Source organism: Paenibacillus sp. NRS-1760 (genome assembly GCF_050467785.1).
Taxonomy (GTDB): Bacteria; Bacillota; Bacilli; order Paenibacillales; family Paenibacillaceae; genus Pristimantibacillus.
The window spans coordinates 104466-127669 of the sequence record NZ_JBITPK010000018.1 but is presented as its reverse complement, the minus strand read 5'-3'; the positions used below and the strand labels follow the sequence as shown (position 1 = coordinate 127669).

20 protein-coding genes and 1 riboswitch are annotated in these 23204 nt (G+C 47.1%); of the genes, 16 read left to right on the top strand and 4 right to left on the bottom strand.

Translation table 11 applies throughout. The annotated features are described in order from the left end of the window. Positions 1-45 precede the first annotated feature (45 nt). The 4 genes from ACIFSR_RS26115 to ACIFSR_RS26100 form a co-directional block, all read right to left on the bottom strand. Positions 46-798, bottom strand: coding sequence for a CPBP family intramembrane glutamic endopeptidase (locus ACIFSR_RS26115; protein ID WP_430061087.1), 753 nt, complete (start codon positions 796-798; stop codon positions 46-48). Then, positions 799-1323, bottom strand: a complete 525-nt coding sequence (locus tag ACIFSR_RS26110) for a PadR family transcriptional regulator (protein WP_430061085.1) — start codon at positions 1321-1323, stop codon at positions 799-801. 190 nt (positions 1324-1513) lie between these two features. Then, positions 1514-2110 (bottom strand): permease, encoded by a 597-nt coding sequence (locus ACIFSR_RS26105; protein WP_430061083.1) that lies wholly within the window; start codon positions 2108-2110, stop codon positions 1514-1516. 80 nt (positions 2111-2190) lie between these two features. Further along, entirely contained in the window at positions 2191-2835 is a 645-nt protein-coding gene (locus tag ACIFSR_RS26100) for a TetR/AcrR family transcriptional regulator (RefSeq protein ID WP_430061081.1), read from the bottom strand. Positions 2836-3011: 176 nt separating this feature from the next. Here ACIFSR_RS26100 and ACIFSR_RS26095 point away from each other — a divergent pair, with 176 nt between their 5' ends. The 16 genes from ACIFSR_RS26095 (at position 3012) to ACIFSR_RS26020 (ending at position 23190) form a co-directional block, all read left to right on the top strand. Further along, the gene (locus ACIFSR_RS26095; protein WP_430061079.1) at positions 3012-3863 is read left to right on the top strand and encodes an AraC family transcriptional regulator; all 852 of its coding nucleotides are present in this window, start codon (positions 3012-3014) and stop codon (positions 3861-3863) included. 91 nt (positions 3864-3954) lie between these two features. Beyond that, positions 3955-4926, top strand: a complete 972-nt coding sequence (locus ACIFSR_RS26090) for an N-acetylglucosamine kinase (RefSeq protein ID WP_430061077.1) — start codon at positions 3955-3957, stop codon at positions 4924-4926. Positions 4927-4960: 34 nt separating this feature from the next. Next, entirely contained in the window at positions 4961-6268 is a 1308-nt protein-coding gene (locus ACIFSR_RS26085) for a 6-phospho-beta-glucosidase (protein ID WP_339206919.1), read from the top strand. Positions 6269-6514: 246 nt separating this feature from the next. Further along, a complete protein-coding gene (locus tag ACIFSR_RS26080; RefSeq protein WP_430061075.1) occupies positions 6515-7537 on the top strand; it encodes an ABC transporter substrate-binding protein in 1023 nt (340 codons plus the stop codon). Between the two features lie 8 nt (positions 7538-7545). Next, the gene (locus tag ACIFSR_RS26075) at positions 7546-9600 is read left to right on the top strand and encodes an iron ABC transporter permease (protein WP_430061073.1); all 2055 of its coding nucleotides are present in this window, start codon (positions 7546-7548) and stop codon (positions 9598-9600) included. 109 nt (positions 9601-9709) lie between these two features. Continuing rightward, positions 9710-9810: riboswitch (purine riboswitch) on the top strand. Positions 9811-9932: 122 nt separating this feature from the next. Next, the gene (locus ACIFSR_RS26070) at positions 9933-11318 is read left to right on the top strand and encodes an NCS2 family permease (protein WP_076271118.1); all 1386 of its coding nucleotides are present in this window, start codon (positions 9933-9935) and stop codon (positions 11316-11318) included. Between the two features lie 169 nt (positions 11319-11487). Beyond that, the gene (locus ACIFSR_RS26065) at positions 11488-12249 is read left to right on the top strand and encodes a 5-oxoprolinase subunit PxpA (RefSeq protein ID WP_430061071.1); all 762 of its coding nucleotides are present in this window, start codon (positions 11488-11490) and stop codon (positions 12247-12249) included. After that, positions 12246-13007: a 5-oxoprolinase subunit PxpB gene (gene pxpB, locus ACIFSR_RS26060; RefSeq protein WP_430061069.1), complete on the top strand. Its 762-nt coding sequence runs from the start codon at positions 12246-12248 to the stop codon at positions 13005-13007. Before ACIFSR_RS26065 ends, pxpB begins: the two co-directional genes overlap by 4 nt. Further along, complete coding sequence (locus tag ACIFSR_RS26055) at positions 13004-14032, top strand: biotin-dependent carboxyltransferase family protein (RefSeq protein ID WP_430061067.1); 1029 nt, start codon at positions 13004-13006, stop codon at positions 14030-14032. The genes pxpB and ACIFSR_RS26055 overlap by 4 nt, the downstream gene beginning before the upstream one ends. A gap of 101 nt (positions 14033-14133) precedes the next feature. Further along, positions 14134-14901: a DeoR/GlpR family DNA-binding transcription regulator gene (locus ACIFSR_RS26050; protein ID WP_430061065.1), complete on the top strand. Its 768-nt coding sequence runs from the start codon at positions 14134-14136 to the stop codon at positions 14899-14901. A gap of 186 nt (positions 14902-15087) precedes the next feature. Then, entirely contained in the window at positions 15088-15942 is an 855-nt protein-coding gene (locus ACIFSR_RS26045) for a DMT family transporter (protein WP_430061063.1), read from the top strand. Positions 15943-15980: 38 nt separating this feature from the next. Then, positions 15981-16949: a metallophosphoesterase family protein gene (locus ACIFSR_RS26040; protein ID WP_430061061.1), complete on the top strand. Its 969-nt coding sequence runs from the start codon at positions 15981-15983 to the stop codon at positions 16947-16949. A gap of 354 nt (positions 16950-17303) precedes the next feature. After that, on the top strand, positions 17304-18953 hold the full coding sequence (locus ACIFSR_RS26035; RefSeq protein ID WP_339206934.1) for an ABC transporter substrate-binding protein: 1650 nt from the start codon (positions 17304-17306) through the stop codon (positions 18951-18953). Positions 18954-19031: 78 nt separating this feature from the next. Next, positions 19032-19937, top strand: coding sequence for an ABC transporter permease (locus tag ACIFSR_RS26030; RefSeq protein WP_054027178.1), 906 nt, complete (start codon positions 19032-19034; stop codon positions 19935-19937). A 29-nt stretch (positions 19938-19966) separates the two neighbouring features. After that, positions 19967-20830: a carbohydrate ABC transporter permease gene (locus ACIFSR_RS26025; protein ID WP_256711070.1), complete on the top strand. Its 864-nt coding sequence runs from the start codon at positions 19967-19969 to the stop codon at positions 20828-20830. A 44-nt stretch (positions 20831-20874) separates the two neighbouring features. After that, positions 20875-23190, top strand: coding sequence for a helix-turn-helix domain-containing protein (locus ACIFSR_RS26020; RefSeq protein ID WP_430061059.1), 2316 nt, complete (start codon positions 20875-20877; stop codon positions 23188-23190). The last annotated feature ends 14 nt before the right edge of the window (positions 23191-23204 follow it).

Genomic DNA, 23204 nt, shown 5'->3' with positions numbered 1-23204 from the left:
CAGTCTTTTTTTTATTTAAGCTGGAGCTGATGCTAGCACTTCATGCTAGGTGTAAATGGTGTTTGTGTTAATCGAATTTTTTTTGGAGGAAGAAAGCAGCCAAAATAATTGAACGGCAAGAATAGCGATGACGAGATAGTCGTATAGATGTGTGCTTGGATCATTGCCTGTGAAGTTAAGGAAATTGTGCAAGCCGTGGAAAAGGATTGTGAGCAGGATGGCGCGGTTCCGAACGACCAGCATCGCCAATACAAAGCCCACTATAAACGCATATCCAATTTGCAAAAGAGTATCCTCTATCGATTGGCCGCCAAGCGCCTGCAAAGCGTGTGTGACACCAAACAACGCGCTGGAGACGATGACAGCTGTCATTTTTCCTTTTGGCATTAGAATCCGCAGCATCATTCCCCGGAACAATGTTTCCTCTACAAATCCTACTAAGAACAGCTGTGACAGCAGCATATAAGCGAAAAACGAGAAGGAAGCGGGTTGAAAGCCTTTGTTAGCGATCAATAAGACGATTAAAACGAGCAGCAGAGGAAGATATTCAAGCCATTGCTGCTTTGTAAGCTTGGAAACACCGCTGAAATAAAAGGTGCTCCAACGTTTTTTTACCGTCATATAGATTACTAGAAATAATGCTATCGGAATAAAGCCTAGAAATGGAGCGAGTGGATGCGTAAGTTCAGCAATCGATACATAGGCGCTGCCGCCGGCTACAAAAATCATCAGCATAAGCTCGATTAGAATAAGCGCAACAATAGGTCTTTTAACTGTAAAGCTGTCCGTTGTAATCATTTAGAATTCCTCTTTTTCTATTATTTTTTTAAAAAATTCATTTTCCATCTTGAAAAAATGCGAGCCGTAATGCATGACAGATACGCGGTAATAATAAGCGTTTTTATCTTCGAGCTGCTCCAGCTCCTTGGACACGATGGACTGAACAGCCTCCATTTGTGCGATGTTGCGCGCGATGTTTTGTTGATACGCCATTAAGTTTTGTTTTTTCGTAGGCTCATCAAGGTAATCGTAAAAGAAGATTTTAATGAGATACTCGCGTTTGTTCGATTGAAGGGGTTCTCTTAACCACTGCATAAAATGTTTCTGCCCTTCGCTTGTAATGCTGTAAATCTTTTTGTTTTTGCTGTCATTCGTTTCTTCTTCCGTCACGTATGCACTTTCCACTAGACGCTTAAGTCCGGGGTACAGGCTTCCATAGCTCATTTTGTAAAAGATCCCGATTGATTGCTCTGTTATTTTTTTAATATCATATCCGCTCATTTTTCCTTGCATCAGCATTCCTAAAGTAACTAGCTCGATCATTTTCGTTCTCCTTAATGTATCAAGTTAATATATCTATTTGATATATGTAATGTAACTCGAATGGAATACTTTGTCAAGAGTATTAATCGAGAAAATGAGAGGTATTTTAAAATAAAGAAAAAAGCCCGCAACTCGCTCATCAGCCTGCTGGCTGGTTCGTGGAGTTTTTGGGCTTTGAATGATCTGTATATTAGAGTGAGAAATAATCGGCCGCAAATGTAAGAATTAGGAATACCGCCATGATCCAGCCTGCGCCATAGGTTCGTACCGTTGGTTTAGAGGCAGTGGAACCAGCATACTTTTGCTTTGCCGTTCGTTTCTTAATGGACCATAAATACAAGCTGGCACCCGTTAGAACTAGGGACAGCTCTAATATGGCGCTAATTGCCGGCAGTTCCCAGAGTCCGAAGCCGAGTAGAGGGAAACCGCCTAAATTTCCGGGCAGGAGCGGCATGTCGCTGCGATGAACAAGCAGGTCAATCAACCAATGGCTGAAGACCAGTGAGCCAATGACGGCTGCACTTCGCTTATTCCATATCCGCCATGAAATTAAAGCAGCAGCAACCGCTATTAGCAAAGCTCCAGTCAGAGAATGTGTATAGTCAGCATGGATAACAGCTTCACCATAACCACCGTCGCCTATTTTATCAATAGATTCTGACCCTGTGAGCAGGAGCGGGATAAATGCGATATCGAGAAGCTGTGTGCTAGCCATCAAAACCCACAAGGGTACCTTGGGCTCCATCGTTTTTACAATGGCCGCAAGTCCAAAATGTCCAGCCAGCATTTACTTCGCCACCTTTCGTTCAATTCGTGCATCAAGCCAGCCGCATACGACGATAAATAGAAAGAGAAACAATAAAAAAGTCATGTATCAATCCTTCTTTCGTTTATCTGCTTGTCGAATCCAATAAGGAGTGCTTCAAAGGCATGATCAAAAGTAGTGGAGAGTCGGCTGAAAATGGCGTCCACACTCTCTTCCGAATGCGTATAGGTGCCAACAATCCCGCGCAGCATATAGAAATAAATGCGTGAACAGCTTAGGAGCTGCTCGCCTTCAGGCAAATTAAGATTTGTTTTCAAAAGCTGGACGATAACGTTGAACATCTGATTGCGCACACGATTTATTTCTAGCTCAGGCTCCAGTTCATCGACACGGGAGGACTTAACCTCAAAAAATATAGCGTACATGCTTCTGTTGTTTAAGCAGAACCGAATAAACAAATCATTCATTCGCTTAAGCTTGTCGTCAGCGGATAGGAAGGCGTCTTTTGCAAGTGTGTCTAATTCACCTTTCAACAGCTGTAAGGGCTGCATAGATAAGGCATGAAGCAATGCTTCTTTATCTTGAAAATAAATATAGATCGTAGTATGAGAACAGCCGGCTTCCTTAGCAATTTCTCTTATTGAAACGGAATCGTATCCGCGTTCCCCGAACAGCTTCTCAGCTGCGGCGATGATGGCGCGTTTTGTTTCCTCTGCGCGTAATTCTTTTTTAGTAGCGATGATCATTCACTCCTCTTCACATTAGTAACCACTGGTTACTAACCAATGGTTATATAATACCAAATGCTTACAGATGTCGTCAAGACGCGGATTTCTGCTATAATCTTTGATGAGAACAATAGTAAATTCTATCTTGTTTTTACGAAGTAGTTTTGCATTCGCAAAACTTTAAGGAGAATACAATGAACCAATATCCTTCAATCAGCGAAGATCGGATTGAGCTGCCGCTGGCTTTTCCAATAACAATATCGCAATCTGTAGGGGTTTCCCCGACCTTTCAAAGACTGCATTGGCATAAAGCGCTCGAAATTAACTACATACAGAAGGGGAGCGGCTACTATCTGATTAACGGGAGCCGTTACGACTTCCAGCAAGGAGACATCGTACTTATTCATTCCAATGATTTGCACCGTGCATTTGAATCAGAGGAGCTGGTCATGAGCATTATTATGTTTGATTCATCTTACCTTGCTTTAGAGCAGCGCTACGATGCGGAGCTGCTTATTCCATTTCGGGATATTGGGTTAAGATTTGATAATGTGCTTGATCGGAAGCATCCGAAGCTGGGAGAGCTTGGCGGCATTATTAAGGATATGTCTGCTGAGTTTGAGCTGAAGGAGCCGCATTTTGAAGTGGTGGTGCGGGCGAAGCTCATTCAATTGCTTGCATTCGTCAATCGCTATTTTGCAAAAAATAACGAAACGGGAGCGCAGCATGTGCGTGGTATGGAAACGATTCGAGGCGTGCTGAATGACATCGAGGCTGATATTTCCTATCCATGGACGCTTGGAGAGCTCGCAGAGGCTGCGCATTTGAGTCCATCGCGCTTCAGCACGTTGTTTGTTCAGGTTGTTGGGACCTCTCCTATGGATTATTTGATTCAGATGCGGCTGTCACAGGCGGCTTATCTTCTTGAATCCACAGACAAAAAGATTATTGAAGTCGCAGCTGAATGCGGATTTCGCAATTTATCTAATTTCAATCGGCTGTTCAAGCAGCATGTGGGGAAGCTCCCATCCGAGCTGCGATCCTAAAAGACAGTAAGATAGTATTATAACATCGTTCTTTTTCATTAGAAGAACGATGTTTTTTATTTTAAAATAGAAGAAAGTACAAATAAGGAGTGTGAGCGATATTATTTTCCTTGGTATAGATGCAGGAGGCAGCAAGACACATGCTCTGCTCGTAGATGAGACAGGACGTGTACTTGGCAGAGGCCTCGGCGGAAATGGAAATCACCAAACCGCTTTTGAAGCAGCAAAAAACAGCATAGATCATGCTTGTCAGCAAGCGCTTCAGGATGCAGGCGTGACGAAGGATCAGGTGACATTTGCCTATTTCGGACTTGCTGGAGCAGATCGCGAGCCTGACTATGCAATTTTAAGACCGATGATTGCTTCACTTGACTATAAAAATCACGCGATCGCATGCGACACCATGATTGGTATGCGTGCAGGGACGAACCGATCATACGGAGCGGTCATCATTAGCGGAACTGGCTTTAACGCTGCTGCCCGTAACCCTCAAGGTGATGAGCTGCAATATGGCGGCTTCGGTTATTTATTTGGAGATGGACATGGTTCGGGAACGGATCTGGCTATCCACGCTTTCCGGAGTGCAATTCGTGCTTGGGAAGGCAGAGAGCAAGCGACGCTTCTTAGTGAAATGGTTCCCCAGCGGCTTGGCTATCATACGATTCAAGAGATGTACGATGACGCGCTGGACAACGGCAAACGTCCGTCACATGAGCTTGCTAAAGTGATGTTTGAGGCCGCTGCTCTCGGGGATGCTGTAGCCATCCGTCTTTTGGAGGAAGCTGGACGTGAGCATGCGAACTCTGTAAATGCGTTGATTAAGCGGCTAGGCATGGAAAAAGAAAAATTCGATGTTGTCCTTGCTGGCAGCGTAATGTCGCGAGGCGGCTCTACACATATGGTCGATGCAATCAGTGAAGCTGTTGTAGCGGTTTCGCCGCAAGCGCAGACAGTCAGATTGACGGTCGATCCGGTTATTGGAGCAGTAATGAGTGCGATGGATAGCAGCGGCATTGTGATTGATGAAGCGGTAGACGCAGCACTTAGAAAAATTACATTTTAAAAATAGTTTAAACATTTAAGGGAGGCTCATTCACATGTCCAAAAAACCACTAAAGGTCGCCGTCATTGGCGGCGGTTCTTCGTATACGCCAGAAATCGTAGAAGGCTTTATTAAAAAGTATGATGAAATGCCGATTCGTGAGCTTTGGCTTGTTGATATCGAAGAAGGTCGTCATAAGCTGGCAATCGTTGGCGAGCTTGCGAAGCGGATGGTAGAGAAAGCTGGCCTGCCAATCGAAGTGAAACTAACGCTTGACCGTCGTGAAGCGATCGCTGGTGCAGATTTCGTTACGACACAAATGCGGGTAGGTTTGCTGGAAGCGAGACGCCGTGATGAGCATATTCCTATTTCACATGGTGTAATTGGACAAGAGACGACTGGACCAGGCGGCATGTTTAAAGCACTTCGTACTGTACCTGTCATTCTGGATATTTGTAAGGATATTGAAGAGCTTGCACCGAATGCATGGATGCTTAATTTCACAAATCCAGCGGGTATTGTAACCGAAGCGGTTCAAAAATACAGCAAAGTAAAAACAGTAGGACTATGCAATTCACCAATTAACTTTCAAAAGTTTCTGGCTAAAGAGTATGGCGTTAGCGAGAGTGAAGTATTGCCTGAATTCGTAGGGATCAATCATTTGCACTGGGTTACAGCCGCTTATGTAAACGGTGAGGATAAATTGAATGAGATGATCGGAGCCGGTCGCGACTATTCAGCTACAAACGTAACCGCGTTTGACTGGGATGCAGATTTCCTTCGCTCATTAGGCGCGATACCAACGTATTACCTCCGTTATTTCTACATGACGGATTCGATGCTCGCGGATATGAAAGACTCGCTAGAGAAAAACGGCACGCGCGCAGAAGTTGTAAGCCGGGTCGAAACAGAATTGTTTGAGCTGTACAAGGATGTTAATTTGACGGAGAAGCCAAAGCAGCTTGAGCAGCGCGGCGGTGCTTATTACTCTGAGGCAGCTGTTAACTTGATGCATGCTCTATATACCGACAAACGTGATATTCAGACGTTGAACGTTAGAAACGGCAGCATTATTGATTTTCTGCCTGAAGATGCAAGCATCGAGGTTAACTGTGTCGTTACGGCTCAAGGCCCGATTCCACTGCCTTTGCAGCGTGTTCCAGAGCAAATTAAAGGTCTAATGCATGCTGTAAAAACGTATGAATCGCTTACTATTGAAGCTGCAATCAGTGGAGATAAAGGGATCGCGCTGCAAGCACTCGTTCATCACCCGCTTGTTCCAAGCGTAGCGGTGGCTAAGGCGTTGCTTGAAGAAATGCTTGAGGCGAACAAAAAGTATTTGCCGAATTTTTTCAAAGAATAAACTAGGCTGCAAAGCAGTCGGCAGGAAGGGCAGGAGCATAGCTCCCGCCCTTTTTTGGCTTGCTTTTAACTATAGATTTCACATCGGGAATTAGTTGATAATACAAAATATTTCCATTGACATCTAATGCTATCGATTATATGATAACAAAGGTATTTGAACATGATAATCATTATCACTATATTGGGATCAGTTATCAACCCAGCGAATGAAGCAGGGTTTAAACAAATAGGGGGTAAGAAAAAAATGAACAAACGATTAATGAGTTTGATTATGGTCATCGTCGTAATGGTGGTGGCTGCAGGCTGCGGTGCGAATAATGCGGCTAACAACAAGGCAGAAAACAAGGCAAGCACTAACGCTCCTGCTACGAACGACGCTGGCGCGAAAACGGATGGTCCGATTGTCGTGAAGGATGCGAAAGGTGAGGTTACCCTTGAGAAGCCGGCTCAAAAGGTTGTTGTGCTGGAGTGGACGTTTACAGAGGACATGATTGCCCTTGGAATGCAGCCGGTAGGCAGCGCGGACAACGAGGGTTATAAGCAATGGGTAACAGGAGAGGCGCCGCTTGACGCAAGCGTGACGGACGTTGGTTTCCGCCATGAGCCAAACCTTGAGACGATCGCAGCCTTGAAGCCTGACCTCATTATTGGCATTACGGACAGCCACGAAGCGATCTACGATCAGCTGAAGGGCATTGCGCCAACGCTGCTATTCAGCCTTTATCCGGCTGAAGGCAAAGGCGACCAATACACGCAAATGATTGATATATTCAAATCTATTGCGGCAGCAGTCGGCAAAACACCAGAAGGCGACAAAGTAATTGCCGATCTGGATCAGCATTATGCGGATGCAAAAACGAAGCTTGCTGCAGCAGGCAAAGAAGGCTTGAATTATGTGCTGACGCAAGCATTCAGCTATCAGAATGCTGCAACGATGCGTCTATTCATGGATAATTCGCTAGCGGTTCAAACGCTGGATCGTATTGGCCTCAAAAACGATTGGAAACCGGAGCAGTTTGAAATGTATGGCTTTACTACTTCGACGGTAGAAGCACTGCCGGCTATTCAAGATACGAACCTGATCTATATCGTTCAAAAGGATGACGACATTTTTTCAGGCACACTGAAAGACAATTCGGTATGGAACGGTCTTAATTTCGTGAAAGAAAAACGTACGTTTGCTCTCGACAGCACGACATGGGTGTTCGGCGGTCCGATCTCCTCCAAAGTCATCGTAGACCAAGTCGTAAATACATTAACGAAATGAGCGAGCTCATGAAGAAGCAAAATAAAGAAGCCTCATTGGGTATGATTTGGCGAATGATTGGTATATTTGGGGGCGGCCTTGCCGCCCTTTTCTTTCTGTTCATACTGAGTCTTTGCTTCGGGGAAGCAAAAATTCCAGCGGCAGTCGTATTTGACGGCTTGCTTAATCGGCAGGATGTGATGGAGCATAATTTGCTTTGGGATATTAGGATGCCGCGAACCGTTATCGGCATTATAGCGGGAGCTGCGTTAGCGGCGGCAGGAGCGTTATTGCAAACGATAACGAAAAACCCGCTTGCGGCCTCCGATACACTGGGCATTAATGCTGGAGCCTATTTTATGGTTGTGCTCGGCATGGTCGCTTTTCCTGCGCTGCAGCATGAGGCACCTTTCCTGCTGGCGGCAGTGGGAGGTTTCCTTGCGGCATTGGCTGCTTATTTTCTTGGCGGCGGGCGGGCGGCAACGCCGGTTCGGCTAGCGTTATCAGGGATGATCGTCTCGATGGTGCTCGGTGCGTTTACGTCGGCAATACATATTTTTAAAGCGACGGAAACGCAATCGTTGTTTCTTTGGGGTGGAGGCACATTAATTCAGCTTGATTGGAGCGGCGTGAAGTATGCTTGGCCGCTTGTGGCGGCATTGCTCGTCATTGCGATACTTGCCGGACGCAAGTTCGATGCGCTCGAGCTGGACGAATCGACTGCTCGTTCATTAGGGCAGCGCGTAGGCTTAACCCGGGCGGGAGGGCTGGCGCTCTCTGTGCTTATGGCAGCCATCGTGGTCAGCGTCGTAGGGCCGATTGGTTTCGTTGGTCTTGTAGCTCCGCATTTGGTTAGGCTCTCCGGCATAAGAAATCATCGTTTGCTTATTCCTGCGAGCGCGCTTTGGGGAGCGCTGCTCATAACGGCAGCGGATGTGCTTGCCCGCATGGTACGAAGCAGTCTCGGCGAAATGCCGGTAGGCGCCGTCATGGCGATTATCGGGGCGCCTTGGCTCATTTGGCTGGTGCTTACCAAGATGAAAAATATTTCTGTTTCGGGCTCAGGACAGTCGTCGATGAGCATTGGAGGTGCTCCATTCCGCTTGCGTTTTGCACCGACTGCCTTAGCCATGACCGTATTGCTGGCTGCGGTCGTTCTCGTTAGCTTGTCGCTCGGCGGTACAAAAATTCCGATCATGGAATTGCTTAGAAGCCTATTCGGAGCAGGTGACGATTCCTACTCTGTGCTGCTGAATCTAAGGCTTCCGCGCACCCTCGTTGCAGCAGGGGGAGGCATCGCGCTCGCAATCAGCGGCGTGCTCATTCAAAGCGCTGTTCGCAATCCGCTCGCAGATGCTTCTATTATCGGCGTCACCTCGGGTGCGGGCTTTGGCGCCTTGGTCGTGCTCGTTGCATGGCCAACGCTGCCGATCTTCGCGCTGCCCATTGCCGCTATTACAGGCGGCGCTCTAGCTGCCGCTGTTGTATTTTTCTTAGCTTGGCGCAAATCGCTTAACCCATCCGTTCTCATCCTGCTTGGCATCGCGGTGTCCGCCATCGGAGCTGCTGGCATTCAGGCGATGATCGTAAAGGCAAGCTTATGGAGCAGCACGGCATTTGTTTGGCTAACGGGAACGACGTATGGCCGAAGCTGGAGCCATTTTAACAGCATTTTCATTTTTCTGCTTATTCTTGTACCGGCGGCCTATTATTTGAGCAGGAAATTTGATCTGCTCGCCTTCGGAGATGAAAGCTCGACAGGTCTTGGCTTACCGGTCAAAGGCACACGGCTTTGGGCTATGATCATTGGCGTGCTGCTTGCTGCGGGAGCGGTGGCGAGCGTAGGAACGATTGGTTTCCTTGGATTGATGGCGCCGCATGCGGTAAGGATGATGGTCGGACATCACACAAGGCGCTCGATCATCCTGTCAGGTCTGCTCGGCTCCTTGCTGCTCGTAATTGCGGATACGATTGGAAGAACGGTGATGGCTCCAAAGGAGATTCCTTCCGGGCTCATCATTATGCTGATTGGAGCTCCATACTTCCTGTTTCTTATGTACCGTTCACTAGTCAAAAAAAGGTAGAATGTTAGAAATGTTTGCTAAAAACGAATGTTGTACGTATGTATTGCCAATAACGTTCGTAAAAGTTGTTGACAAAATGGGCAACTTCTCTTTAAAATTGAAATCGGAAAACAACAACAGCATATCTTTTCGTATAATCTCAAGAATCGGCTTGAGAGTCTCTACTCGGTCACCGTAAATGATCAGGCTACGAAATTGGCGGAAAAAGCTCGCAGCGGTCCAGCGGGTATCTTTTTCCCCTTTTTGCAGAGCCTAGGAGAAATGCGATCTATTGCATTTTTACTAGGCTTCTTTGTTTGTTCCACCACATTTTTGGGAGGTTTGTAATCAAAATGGAACGTTTCTTTCGCTTAAAGGAACACGGAACAAATGTCAGAACAGAGATTATGGCGGGGCTGACGACTTTCATGACGATGGCTTACATATTAGCCGTCAATCCAATCATACTAACGCCAGCTGGCTTGGATTGGACTGCCGTGTTTCTTGCAACGGCACTAGCAGCAGGTATCTTCACCATCGCAATGGGCTTGTTCGTTAACTTCCCAGTTGCGCTAGCACCAGGTATGGGTCTTAATGCGTATTTTGCATCGGTCGTAATCGCATCGGCGTCAACGGACGCACCGATCTCACCAGCAATGGGACTAACCGCAGTATTTATTTCAGGTATTATCTTTATCATATTGACGCTTACCCAAATTCGCCAAATGCTTATCACAGCTGTTCCAGACAGCTTGAAGCATGCGATTACAGTCGGTATCGGCTTGTTCATCACCATTATCGGCTTGAAAAACAGCGGAATTATGACAATCGCAGTATCAAGCTTCACAGACATTAAAGCAGGTCAATTCACACCAGTGAGCGGCTCCGAAACCGTTATTCAACTGGGAAGCTTCCATAATGAAACGGTTGTACTTACCGTGATTGCATTGCTTCTTATTGGCGTGCTGATGGTATTGCGTGTACCGGGAGCGCTTTTGTTCGGTATTCTAGGTACAACTGTTATTGCTATTCTAATGGGTCATGTTGATGTGAAAGCAGCATTCACTGGTCAAACATGGGTGCCTGATTTCTCCAAAATGAACTTCTGGCATTTTGACTTTGCTGGCGTATTTGAAGTCGGACTGGTAACGGTTATCCTGACATTTACCTTCGTCGAAATGTTCGATACGTTCGGTACGCTAGTTGGTACAGCAAACCGTGCAGGCTACATGAAGGATGCTGAAAAGGGCAAAAAACGTGTAGGTAAAGCGATGTTCGTTGATGCGATCGGCGTCAGCGGCGGCGCGGTGCTTGGTACAAGTACAGTTACCGCATTCGTCGAAAGCTCTGCAGGTATTGCGCAAGGCGGACGTACGGGCCTAACGGCAGTAACGACAGGCGTGTGCTTCCTGCTTGCTATCTTCTTGTCTCCAATCGTTGCGCTTGTTCCAGGTGCGGCTACAGCTGCTGCACTCATTATCGTAGGCGTGCTGATGATGCAATCGGTAAAAGATATCGATTTTTCAGATATGGTTTATGCAATTCCATCCTTCTTGACACTTGCACTTATGCCGCTTACTTACAACATTGCAAACGGTATTTCGTTCGGTATCGTATCGTACGTATTGCTTGCAACGGTTGCTAATGTAACAGGCAAAGGCAAATACAAGGTTCACTGGCTCATGTGGATTCTAGCGGTGCTTATCATTGGCCGTTACGTATTTATGGGCGGGGAATAAACAAATAATATGGAAGAAGCAGCGCTGGACCGGCGCTGCTTCTTTTTTTTGTAGTTTAGCCTTATGGTGGAGAGACGCAGAGGATAGGGCTGCTTATTTTCGAGCTGAAATTTGATATAATTTTGGAAATAGTGCTGGCTTTGGCAGGCGAGCAGACGGGGGAGAGCATATGTTTCGCGTGGATTTAAACTGCGATATGGGAGAAGGTTTTGGAGTTTACACAGCTGGCCTCGATAACGAGCTGATGAAATATATTACTTCAGCGAATATCGCTTGCGGTTTTCACGCTGGAGATGCAGCGACTATACGGCGCACGGTTAAGCTGGCGCTAGGGCATGATGTAGCCATTGGAGCGCATCCGGGGCTGCCGGATTTGGCAGGCTTCGGTCGAAGGGTGATGGCCATAACGCCGGAGGAGGCATATGAGCTGACGGTTTATCAGCTGGGTGCGGTGTATGCTTTTGCCAAATCAGAAGGTGGAAGCGTCGCGCATGTGAAGCCGCATGGCGCTTTGTATAATATGGCTGCGAAGAGCAGACCGTTAGCCGACGCGATAGCAGAGGCAATATATAAGGTTGATCCGAGTCTGATGCTGTTCGGATTATCGGGCAGTGAGCTTATTCACGCAGGCGAAGCTATAGGCTTGCGTACAATCCATGAAGTATTCGCAGACCGAACTTACGAGTCGGACGGATCACTAACGCCGCGAGGGACGGAAGGCGCCGTCATTGTTGATCCTGTGTTCGCTGCAGAGCAAGCGATAAGGATGATCAAGTATGGCGAGGTCAAATCGAGACAACATCATAGCGTTATTTTGAAGGTGGATACGGTATGCGTGCATGGGGATACGCCAGGCGCAGTAGAGCATGTCATAAGACTGCGGGCGGCATTAGAGGCAGCGAGCATATCTGTTCAGAAGGCGGGTGTATGAGCATGGAGAAGGCTGCAACGGAACCTCAGGCTCCTATTGAAATGCTGCCGCTTGGTGACTCTGCCGTTATTATTCGTTTAGGCAGCTCCATTGACGAAGAAACGAATCAAACGGTCATGAATTTAAGCCGCCATTTGGAGTGGAAACCATTTGCTGGATTCATTGAATGCGTCCCATCTTTTGTCTCAGTGGCGATCCACTATGACCCGCTGCTGGTGAAGAGAAGCCGCACTGCAGCCGAGCTTCAGCATGCTACAATCTTTGAAACGGTATGCGCTAGAGTGCAGACGTATCTATCTATAGAGCAGCTGCACTCTTCCGATCAGGCGGATAGAACGATTGAAATTCCGGTTTGCTATGGCGGAGAGTACGGTCCTGACCTTAGCCTAGTTGCTGAGCTTAACGGACTTCCGGAGGAGGAAGTGATCGCTATACATGCTGGTGGCAGCTATTTGGTCCATATGCTCGGCTTTGCGCCAGGTTTTCCTTATTTGGGAGGAATGTCTGAGCGAATTGCCGCGCCAAGGCATCAGACGCCCCGGACGATCATTCCTCAGGGTAGCGTCGGCATAGCTGGCAAGCAGACGGGCATATATTCGGTTGCAACGCCGGGCGGCTGGCAGCTGATCGGCAGAACGCCGCTTGCTCTATTTCGTCCTCAGGACGAAATTCCAAGCTTGCTTAGACCGGGGGACTTGATTAGGTTTAAGCCGATAACGGAGCGGCAGTACAAGCTTTATTTAGAAGGTGAATTATGACTATAAAAGTTGTTCGTCCCGGCTTGCTCGTTACTGTACAAGATCTCGGAAGGCATGGGTATCAAAAATACGGCGTAGTCGCCGGCGGGGCTATGGATACGGGAGCTTCGCGTGCGGCTAATCTGTTAGTTGGCAACGAGGATAGTGAGGCAGTGCTGGAAATTATGCTTACCGGAACGGAGCTCTATATGGAGAAGGATACGCTGCTCGCTATTTGCGGCGCGCGTATGTCTGTTACCGCTGGAGGTGAGACGCTGCCCTTATGGAGACCAGTACTCGTTCGCGCGGGAATGAGCGTGAAATTCGGAGCTTGCCAATCGGGCTGCCGCTCCTATCTCGCAGTTGCGGGCGGATTTGATGTACCGGAGGTCATGGGAAGCAAAAGTACGTATCTGCGCGGCGCAATCGGAGGTTATTTCGGAAGGGCATTAAAGTCAGGAGATGTACTGGCTGCTAAGGCGCCGAGCCTGCTGTCAGAGCGAATGGAGCATGCTTTGCGCCGCGGATGGAATGGCAGCGTTGCGGTGCCGCTCTGGCATGCGAGTCATTTTGCGATAGCGGACAATCTAGCGGACCCGATCATTCGCGCGATGACGGGCACGCATTACGAGCTGTTTACAGAGACAAGCCGGGCGAGCTTTTTTAGCCAGAGCTTCCAGATTTCCGCACAGTCCGATCGAATGGGATACCGGCTCGAAGGAACGGAGAAGCTGACGCTCGCGAAGCCGCTTGAGCTGCTTTCGGAGGCTGTCGCAAACGGAACGGTCCAAGTGCCGGCTGGCGGAGAGCCGATCGTGCTGCTGGCGGACAGACAGACAACGGGCGGTTATCTACGTATTGCGCAAGTCGCAACGGTCGATATTCCTGTTTTTGCACAGCTAAAGCCCGGCGACCGTTTTCGGTTCGAGAGGATCACGCAGCAAGAAGCGGAACAGCTTTATTTGGACAGCGAGCGTGACATGAGAATGCTGAAAGCCGCTATTGCATTAAAATTTAATGCCGCGAATGAAAGGGATACAAGATGAACACTGCTCTTAGCAGCTGAGCCTCTTTCCTTGATTTATGGTAGACTACTAATCAAGAAGCAGGAATTACCGGAAGGCACGGCATAGAGGAGTGATAGCAATTGTTCGCACAGCAGCGGCATCAATTAATTATCCAAAAAATAAATAGCGACAAATCGATTCGAGCGTCGGAGCTTATGGAATCGTTTGGCGTTTCTTTTGAAACGATACGGCGCGATCTAGAGCATTTGGAGAACCTAGGCTTATTGCAGAGGGTTCATGGCGGTGCGATTTTAAAAGAGCCGGATTACAGCCGGGAAATCCCGCTGCCGATTCGTGAGTCGATTTACTTGACGGAGAAGACGGAATTGTCCCAGCTCGCCATTCGATATGTAACGGAAGGAATGTCCATCGCACTTGATGTGAGCACAACCAATACTCAAATTGCGAAGATGCTCAAGACAAAGTTCGAGCGATTGACGATTATTACGAATTCCTTGCCAATCGTAAATGAACTAATCGATGTCCCCGGTTTTACGCTGATCATGATCGGAGGTATTATCCGTCAAGCAGAACAGAGCATTATCGGAGACTTGGCTGAAGAATTCGCTTCCCGCTTTCATGCAGACTTGTTTTTTATGAGCATGAGCGGAGTTACATTGGACGAAGGCATTACTGACAACGCGATTGGTGAAGTACAGGTGAAGAAGATAATGCAAGCAAATGCAAAAAGCACGATCGCGCTTGCCGACAGCAGCAAATTTGATCAAGTCTCCCTGCTCAAGGTGTGCGGTTGCGCGGATGTAGAACGTTTCGTTACAGATTCGAAGATCGGCCTTGATCTAGTTGATAAATATAAACGGAGCGGCATTGAGATTGTTTATGAGTAGAGATGAATAATAAAGTGGACGTTGACTGTCCTAAAGACTCTTGGTTATATACCAAGGGTCTTTTTTGCTTTCTAATGAAAAGTATATATTAAGATATTGTAAATGTGTGTGTTTATGTGATATTGTGTTGGAATATGTGGAACTGATAGTTGAATCTAAATGTGGATCAATGGAGGTGTTTCTTAATTGATTGTTATTTCTCTTATTCTTGTCTTGTGTTCCGGTTTGGCGCATGCGGTATGGAATATGCTAGCTAAGCAAAGTACGGATAAAGCGTTGTTCTTATGGGTGATTTATATGCCTGCGACTATTGTTTTGCTGCCGACACTCATTAATGAACTTTCGAGTGCGTCACTATCGCAGACACAGTGGCTGTTAATCGGGGCATCGTTAATGATGCAAAGCGTTTATTCGCTGCTGCTCGCGTACACCTATAATGCTGGAGATTTATCGCAAGTGTATCCGATCATGCGGGGGACACCAACCTTGCTTATCCCAGCCATCGGCGTATTGCTATTAAAAGAGACATTGCCTTTGTGGGGCTGGATCGGACTCAGCTTTATGCTGATCGGGTTCATCGTCATGCTCGGAAGATCTTCGGGCAAAGGGCATCAGCAGTCTTTCTATAAGCCTGTACTGCTGGCGATGAGCGTTGGGCTATGCATTACCACTTACACGCTTATCGATAAAGTGAATTTACAGCATCTCTCTCCCCTTGCGCTGCTTGAGGTGACGAATATCGGGTTTGTACTCGGACTGACGCCTGCTGTTCTTCGCTCTAAACGGCTTAAGCATGTTATTCGCACTCATATTAATATTATTTGGATTGGCGCTCTCTTGTCTCCGGGCTCGTACTTGTTGTTTTTGTTTGCAGCCAGAAATGCCAATATTTCTACAGTTGCGCCTATGCGCGAGGTGGGAATCGTGTTTGGCACACTCCTTGGTCTATTTGTATTAAAAGAGTCGCAAGGGACTCGCAGAATTACGGCTTCGATCGCTGTAGTTATGGGCATCATTATGATTGCGTCATCAGGGCATTAAACAATAGCACCTGAATACCTAATGGAGAGGGAGTAAGGATGAAGATGGAAAACGCCAAAAAGCTTCGTTTTCGCAAAGACGGCACTTTTACAATTGTCCAGTTCACAGATATTCATTGGCAGGACGGATCGGACTTAGATTTGCGTTCCAAGGCTGCGATGGAGCTTGTACTTGAGGCTGAACAACCGGATTTTGTTATGTTTACAGGAGATGTCATTTACACGGGCAGAGGTTCAGACGGGGCAGTCTTATGCCAAGACCCGCTTCAAGCGTTTCGGGACGCGGTTGCCGCTGCGGAGCAGAGAGGCATTCCATGGGGAATTGTATTTGGCAATCATGACACGGAGAACGATATTACCCGCGATGACCTGATGGGCGAGGTGCTAAAGCACGCTCACACCTTTGCCGAGCCGGGACCGCGGGATATCCATGGCACAGGCAACTACGCGTTACCTGTACTTGGGTCTGACAACGATCAAGAGGCCGCTATGCTCTATTGCCTGGATTCTGGCGATTATTCCAAGCTGCCTGGCGTACCCGGCTACGATTGGATTCAGCATGATCAAGTGCAGTGGTACATGGAGCAATCCAAGGCGTGGAAAGCTCGTCATCAGGGCGCTGTATTGCCGGCACTCGCATTCTTTCACATCCCTCTGCCTGAATACCAAGAAGTGTGGGACCGGGAAATGTGCTATGGCCATAAACATGAGGGGGTATGCGTCGCGCAGACGCAAGCAGGTTTCTTCTCAGCGATGTTGGCACAGGGAGACGTGATTGCAACTTTTTGCGGCCATGACCACACGAACGACTATTGGGGAGAGCTTTACGGGATTCGTCTTTATTACGGACGAGCAACAGGATACAACACTTACGGCAAGGAAGGTTTCCCGCGGGGTGCCCGCGTTATCCGCTTGACCGAAAACGAACGGAAAGTGGAATCATGGCTGCGTCTTGATGACGGCACGGTCGCCCTGCATCAGCCGGAGCATCAGCCGGAAACCGGTTAATACAAGCACTTATAATTAAATAGCCCGAAGAAGCAAAGATGTCCCGAATATTCTTAGGAATCCGTGACATCTTTTTTTTGCGGAAATCATTTCTATTCATGTTCAGGTAGAGGAATTTCCGGGCCTCGGGGCGAACCCGATGAGGTTGAAATAAGGCGTCGCAACAGCATTGTTTAAAGGTTTTCTACAAAAAAGGATATCGTGTAAAGAATCGTAAATCGCTGTTTGTACAAAAATGAATACCGTTATAGCAATTGAAAATGTACGGGGCTGCTATTATCGATTAGATTGGGATTAAGGCGAGCCGGCAACCGGTAGGCGCCTCATAAATAAATTCGTAAAGGGGAGTCACGCATGAAAAAAAGTATATTTACTAGAATTGCTCTGCTGCTTGCCATCGTATTGATGTTCGGAGGAATTGCAACGGCTTGCTCCAGCGGCAAGTCAGAACAACCCGCTAACAACGCGGCAACCGGCAACGGAGCGAAAGAAAATGCGGGGAAAGGCGATAAATCGGCTGAACCTGTAAAGCTAAAGCTTTGGCATCCTTTAAACCCTAATGCGCAAGCCGTCGTTCAAAGCTTAAGCGATGTAGCGATGGTGAAGGAATGGGAGAAAAAGACGAATGTGAAATTCGACTTTGAACATCCGACGGGCACGGGCGCCGATGCTCAGCAGCAATTCGGCGTGATGGTAGCTTCCAATGTGCTTCCGGACTTGATTGTGTGGAACATGTCCAACTTCCAAGGCGGTCCAGCCAAGCTGTTTCAGGATGGAACGATCATTAAATTAAACGATCTTATCGATCAGCACGCACCGAATTTGAAAAAAATTCTCGAAGAATATCCGCTTATCGCCAAGCAAATTAAAGCGGATAACGGGGATATTTACGTATTCCCTAACTTGAAGGTTGGCGATCACGGCAAATACAAAACGTTCTCCGGCCAGATGATACGGAAGGATTGGCTCGATGAGCTGGGCTTGCAGCTGCCCGAAACGATCGACGAATGGGAGATTGTTCTAAAAACGATTAAAGAGAAAAAAGGCGTCATTCCATATACGTCCGAGAAAGACATGCTTCTAGGATCAAAAAGCTCGATGGACTTTATCGGGGCATACGGCATCGGCAAAGATTTTTATCTGAATGGCGACAAAATCCAGTATGGGCCGCTTCAGCCTGCATTTAAGGACTACTTGGCGCGTATGCAAAAATGGTATAAAGAGGGTTTGATTGATCCGGACTATGCTTCTAACGACAACAAAGCGAAGGAAGCGAAGATCACTTCAGGCAAGGCAGCCGCTACCTTCGGTTACATTGGCGGCAGCATGGGCGCATGGCTTCCTTCCTTGCAGCAGGCGGATCCGAAGGCGATGCTTTCCGCCGCTCAATATCCGGTAATGAATAAAGGAGATGAGCCTAAATTTACGGAAACCGGCTGGGATTACAGCAATACGGGAGCTGTCATCACAAGTGCAAACAAAAATCCGGAAGCTACGATTAAGGCGCTTGATTATTTGTTCAGCGAAGAAGGCGCTATGCTGAAAAACTTCGGTATTGACGGCACAACGTATACGCTGGTGGATGGCCAGCCTAAATTTACGGATTTGATCATGAAAAATCCGGACGGACTGCCGATCGGCCAAGCGATGGCGAAGAACTTCATTGCGAACTATCCGTTCCCGGGTCCGGACGATGACCGTTATAATGACCAATACTATTCGCTCGACGCCCAGAAGGAAGCAGTAAAAGCGTATGCCAAATTCGCGAAAAACTCTGCCTCCGTTCTCATTCCTCCCGTTTCTTTAACGCCGGAGGAAGCAAGCGAATTCAGCAAAATTATGACGGATGTGGATACGTATCGTTCAGAGATTGTCACGAAACTGATTATGGGCACCTCTAGTTTGGACAGCTTCGATAAAGCGATCGAGCAGTTTAAGAAAATGGGAATCGAGCGCGCGATAGAAATTCAGCAAGCCGCTTTCGACCGTTTCAACAAACGTTAAACCGATTGAAGGAAGGGGGGAACACACTCCCCTTCCTTTAAAAATCAATTTCGGTGGAAAGAGAGTGCACCTGCGATGATGAGAAAACTAGCTAACGATCTTGTGAGAAATAAAGCCATCTATTTTATGGTGCTGCCAGTTGTTTTATATTATTTTATTTTCAAATATCTTCCGATGTACGGTTCGATTATTGCCTTTAAGGATTTCAGCATTGCCAAGGGTGTATGGGGAAGCCCATGGGTTGGCCTTGACAATTTCAAGGACTTTTTTGACAGCATCTACTTTTGGCGGGTGCTGCGCAATACGCTGCTGCTAAGCTTCTATCAGCTCTTGTTTGGTTTTCCAGCGCCGATTATTCTTGCTATTTTGCTTAATGAAATTCGTTTGAAGCTGTTTAAAAACGTCGTTCAAACAGTCGTCTATTTGCCTCACTTTGTATCACTCATTGTCATTTGCGGACTCATTCTCGATTTTACGAACCGTGATGGGATTATCAGTACGATGATCGAATTTTTCGGGGGCGAACGCACTACTTTGCTTGGCGATGCCGCTAACTTTCGGTTCATTTATGTATTCTCCAGCATATGGCAGGAGCTTGGCTGGTCGTCCATCATCTTCTTAGCGGCGCTCAGCGGCATTAATCCCGAGCTCTACGAAGCGGCCAGAGTCGATGGTGCCGGGAGGTTTAGGCAAATGTGGAGCATTACGCTTCCGGGATTGATTCCAATCATTATGATTTTGCTCATTCTTAGAATCGGAGGACTTATGGATATCGGATTTGAGAAGATTATATTGCTCTACAATCCGAATACCTATGAGACTGCGGATATTATCTCCTCCTTTGTGTACAGGAAAGGGCTTGCGGAAGGTCAGGACTACAGCTTTACTTCTGCTGTCGGCTTGTTTCAAGCGGGCATCAACTTTGTTTTGCTCATTAGCGCCAACTGGTTTTCCCGCCGGGTATCCGGGAACCGATTATGGTAAGGGGGAATGGGAACTTGAAAAATAATACGATGACAGACCGCACATTTGATATATTGAACGCCATTCTCATGCTTTTGCTTATCGTCGTCACCATTTATCCTTTTTATCATGTCGTAATGGCTTCCTTAAGCGACTCTAATCGATTGATTGCACATCAAGGCATGCTCCTAGGTCCGCTTGGATTTAGCTGGGAGGCTTACTCCCGCGTGCTCGACAATCCGAATATATTCAGTGGATACCGGAATACGCTCCTGATCCTCTTCTCTGGAACGCTGTTTAACTTGTTTTTCACGGCGCTTGGCGCCTACGGCCTGTCCCGTAAGTTCATGCTGCGCAAACCGATTATGATCGCTATCATATTTACGATGTATTTTAGCGGCGGACTGATTCCCACTTATTTATTGATCAACAACTGGCTGCATATGGGCAACAGCTTGCTGGCGTTAATCGTGCCGGTTGCAATCAGTACATGGAATCTGATCATCATGCGCACCTCCTTCGAGGCGATTCCCGAGAGCTTGATCGAATCTGCCAAAATAGATGGCTCCGGGGAGTTCGGTATTTTGTTCAAAATCGTCGTCCCGCTTTCCATGCCGATTATCGCGGTTATGATCCTTTACTACGGCGTTGCCCACTGGAATTCTTGGTTCAATGCGATGTTGTTTATCCGTGACCGTGAATTATTTCCGCTGCAGATCATTTTACGAGAAATATTGGTCATTAACGATACGAGCTCCATGCAGCTGGGAGACGCAATGGCGGATCAAGAAGGAATCAGGGAAAGCATCAAATATGCCACGATTATGGTTGCGACGCTTCCGATATTGCTTGTGTATCCGTTTCTGCAAAAGTTTTTCGCGAAGGGCGTTATGATCGGTGCGGTAAAAGAGTAGTTGGTATATACTCGGAGTATAATTCTCTGGCGGTGGATGCTCATATGAAACGCAAGGTTTATAAGTTTTGGCTGTACTCGTATTTATTTGTCTTATTTATTCCAATCCTTATTACCTTGATCGTCCTGCTGCAATCACAAGAAATGCTGGTCAAGGAAGTGCGCAGAGCTAACGACACGCTCCTCGATCAGGTTCGGCAATTAGTGGACAATCAGATCACTGACATTCGCAGGTTAGGCACGCAATTATCGTTTGACCCGAAAGTCATGACGTATTTAAACCGTGAAACGTTGGATACGGCGGAAGCCAGGTTCGGCACGATGGAAATGATCTCGAGCCTTCAGTCTTATACGATTGCCAACGGCAATATAACCGATGCCTATATCTATCTCAAGAACAAAGAATATGGGATAACGACAACGACGTTTATGCCGGCAGACGATTTGTATTCCGTGCTCCATAAGGCATCGGGAAAAAGCTTTGCGGAATGGACAGAGTGGCTCCGGGCGAGCCATGCTGGTCTTTTCGTTACATTAAATGAAGGCGCCAAACAAACGGAAAACTCGCTCGTTTACGTGCAATCCTTGCCTATTCAAGAGATTAAAGCTGCCCCTGCGACTCTTGTTGTGCTGCTCAATCAGGATCGGCTCAAGCAAGCGATTTCGAAAGTTGGTCTAGCAACCGAGGGTTCGGTTTATATCCTCGATCGCGAGGGCCATCCCATCATGATTACTGGCCCTCAGACTGGACTGGCTGAGCTGCCGATACCGAAAATGAGCAATCAACGCGGTTTTCTTACGGAATTAGTGGACGGCAACGATGCGGCCATATCTTATGTGAAGTCGGATACGACGAATTGGACCTATATTTCGGTTTTGCCGGAGCAAGTGTATTCCGCTAAAGTGAAGCTGCTTAAAAATTTAATTTATATTGCGATGCTGCTTTGCATCGGACTGGGCGGACTTAGCGCCTTTTGGCTTACGCGAAGAAATTATGCCCCTATTCAAAATATGATGAATTTTGTTTCAACAAAGGTCAAAACAAACATGATGAATATGCCGAACGAATTTGCGGTTCTGCAATCGTTTATGACCGACAGCGCAGCCATCCAAGATGAAGCAAGTAGAAAGCTGCTCGAGCAGCATCAAGTGCTGCGCAATCAATTTTTGGCCCGTCTGCTGAAAGGCCGGGTGGATATGAGCTCCGCACTGCCGCAAGCCATTGAATCATTTGATTTTCGGTTCGAGACAGACCGGTTTGCCGTCTTGCTGCTGCAGATCGAAGAATATGAACGGCTGTTTCAGGCGAATCAAGAAATGGATGCGGAGAGGAAGCTTCAATTCGTTTACCTGATCGTTACGAACATTTTTGAGGAGCTGTTATCCGCAGGCCATCGCACTTATTTCACGGAAGTTGACGGCATGATTGCTTGCGTTGTAAACGTCCTAGGGAAAGAGAAGGAAGCAAAGAAAGAGCTGCTCAAAGTGGCAAATGACGCTAAACGTTTTATTCAAGATAAATTTTTCGTTCGTTTTTCCGTGGGTGTCAGTGATATCCATACGTTTTGGTCGACGCTCCCAAAATGCTACGAGGAAGCGGTCGAGTCTCTGGAATATAAGCTTGTTCTTGGCTCCAACCAAATCATTTCCTATGAATCGATTAAGCGTCCCAAAAATGATTTGTATTATCCGCTCGATACCGAACGTCAATTAATTAACTTGATGGCGGCAGGCAATTACGATGAGGCGGCAGCTGTCCTGCAGCGTATCCTCATTACGAATTTTTCCGAGGGAACGCTGTCCATTCAAATGGGAAAATTGCTGATGTTCGAACTCGTCGGCACGATGCTGAAAGCGGTAGAGCAGCTTCAACTTAGCACGAAAGAAATTATGGTGGAGAAAACGGATTTAATTAAGCAGATTACAGAGTGCGAAACCTTCGCAGAGATGGAAGAAGAAATTTTGGACTTCCTAAAGAAAGCCTGTGATTATTTGCAGCAAAAGAAGAAAAGCCATAATACCGATTTGAAGAGCCAAGTTGTCGAGCATGTCCTTCATAACTTGAATGATATGAATATTAGCCTGACGAGCATTTCGCTTGCTTTCGATATTAATCCGACTTACTTATCTCGATTTTTCAAAGAGCAAACCGGAGAGAATCTCGTTGATTTTGTTAATAAGCGGCGTGTTGACAAGGTGAAATCGCTGCTTGCTGAGACCAACCACGCCATTCAAGATATTGCCGAGCAATGCGGCTTTGCAAGCAGCCAATCTTTGCTAAGGGTGTTTAAAAAGTACGAAGGCATAACTCCGGGACAGTATAGGCAGAGTAGGGACGGAAGAGAAGCTCTAGAGCGGTGAGGCTGAGAGCCGTC

Coding starts and splice junctions, on each gene's coding strand:
- ACIFSR_RS26115 (WP_430061087.1), bottom strand. CDS start 798: ATGATTACAACGGACAGCTTTACAGTTAAAAGACCTATTGTTGCGCTT.
- ACIFSR_RS26110 (WP_430061085.1), bottom strand. CDS start 1,323: ATGATCGAGCTAGTTACTTTAGGAATGCTGATGCAAGGAAAAATGAGC.
- ACIFSR_RS26105 (WP_430061083.1), bottom strand. CDS start 2,110: ATGCTGGCTGGACATTTTGGACTTGCGGCCATTGTAAAAACGATGGAG.
- ACIFSR_RS26100 (WP_430061081.1), bottom strand. CDS start 2,835: ATGATCATCGCTACTAAAAAAGAATTACGCGCAGAGGAAACAAAACGC.
- ACIFSR_RS26095 (WP_430061079.1), top strand. CDS start 3,012: ATGAACCAATATCCTTCAATCAGCGAAGATCGGATTGAGCTGCCGCTG.
- ACIFSR_RS26085 (WP_339206919.1), top strand. CDS start 4,961: ATGTCCAAAAAACCACTAAAGGTCGCCGTCATTGGCGGCGGTTCTTCG.
- ACIFSR_RS26080 (WP_430061075.1), top strand. CDS start 6,515: ATGAACAAACGATTAATGAGTTTGATTATGGTCATCGTCGTAATGGTG.
- ACIFSR_RS26075 (WP_430061073.1), top strand. CDS start 7,546: ATGAAGAAGCAAAATAAAGAAGCCTCATTGGGTATGATTTGGCGAATG.
- ACIFSR_RS26070 (WP_076271118.1), top strand. CDS start 9,933: ATGGAACGTTTCTTTCGCTTAAAGGAACACGGAACAAATGTCAGAACA.
- ACIFSR_RS26065 (WP_430061071.1), top strand. CDS start 11,488: ATGTTTCGCGTGGATTTAAACTGCGATATGGGAGAAGGTTTTGGAGTT.
- pxpB (WP_430061069.1), top strand. CDS start 12,246: ATGAGCATGGAGAAGGCTGCAACGGAACCTCAGGCTCCTATTGAAATG.
- ACIFSR_RS26055 (WP_430061067.1), top strand. CDS start 13,004: ATGACTATAAAAGTTGTTCGTCCCGGCTTGCTCGTTACTGTACAAGAT.
- ACIFSR_RS26040 (WP_430061061.1), top strand. CDS start 15,981: ATGAAGATGGAAAACGCCAAAAAGCTTCGTTTTCGCAAAGACGGCACT.
- ACIFSR_RS26035 (WP_339206934.1), top strand. CDS start 17,304: ATGAAAAAAAGTATATTTACTAGAATTGCTCTGCTGCTTGCCATCGTA.
- ACIFSR_RS26030 (WP_054027178.1), top strand. CDS start 19,032: ATGAGAAAACTAGCTAACGATCTTGTGAGAAATAAAGCCATCTATTTT.
- ACIFSR_RS26025 (WP_256711070.1), top strand. CDS start 19,967: ATGACAGACCGCACATTTGATATATTGAACGCCATTCTCATGCTTTTG.
- ACIFSR_RS26020 (WP_430061059.1), top strand. CDS start 20,875: ATGAAACGCAAGGTTTATAAGTTTTGGCTGTACTCGTATTTATTTGTC.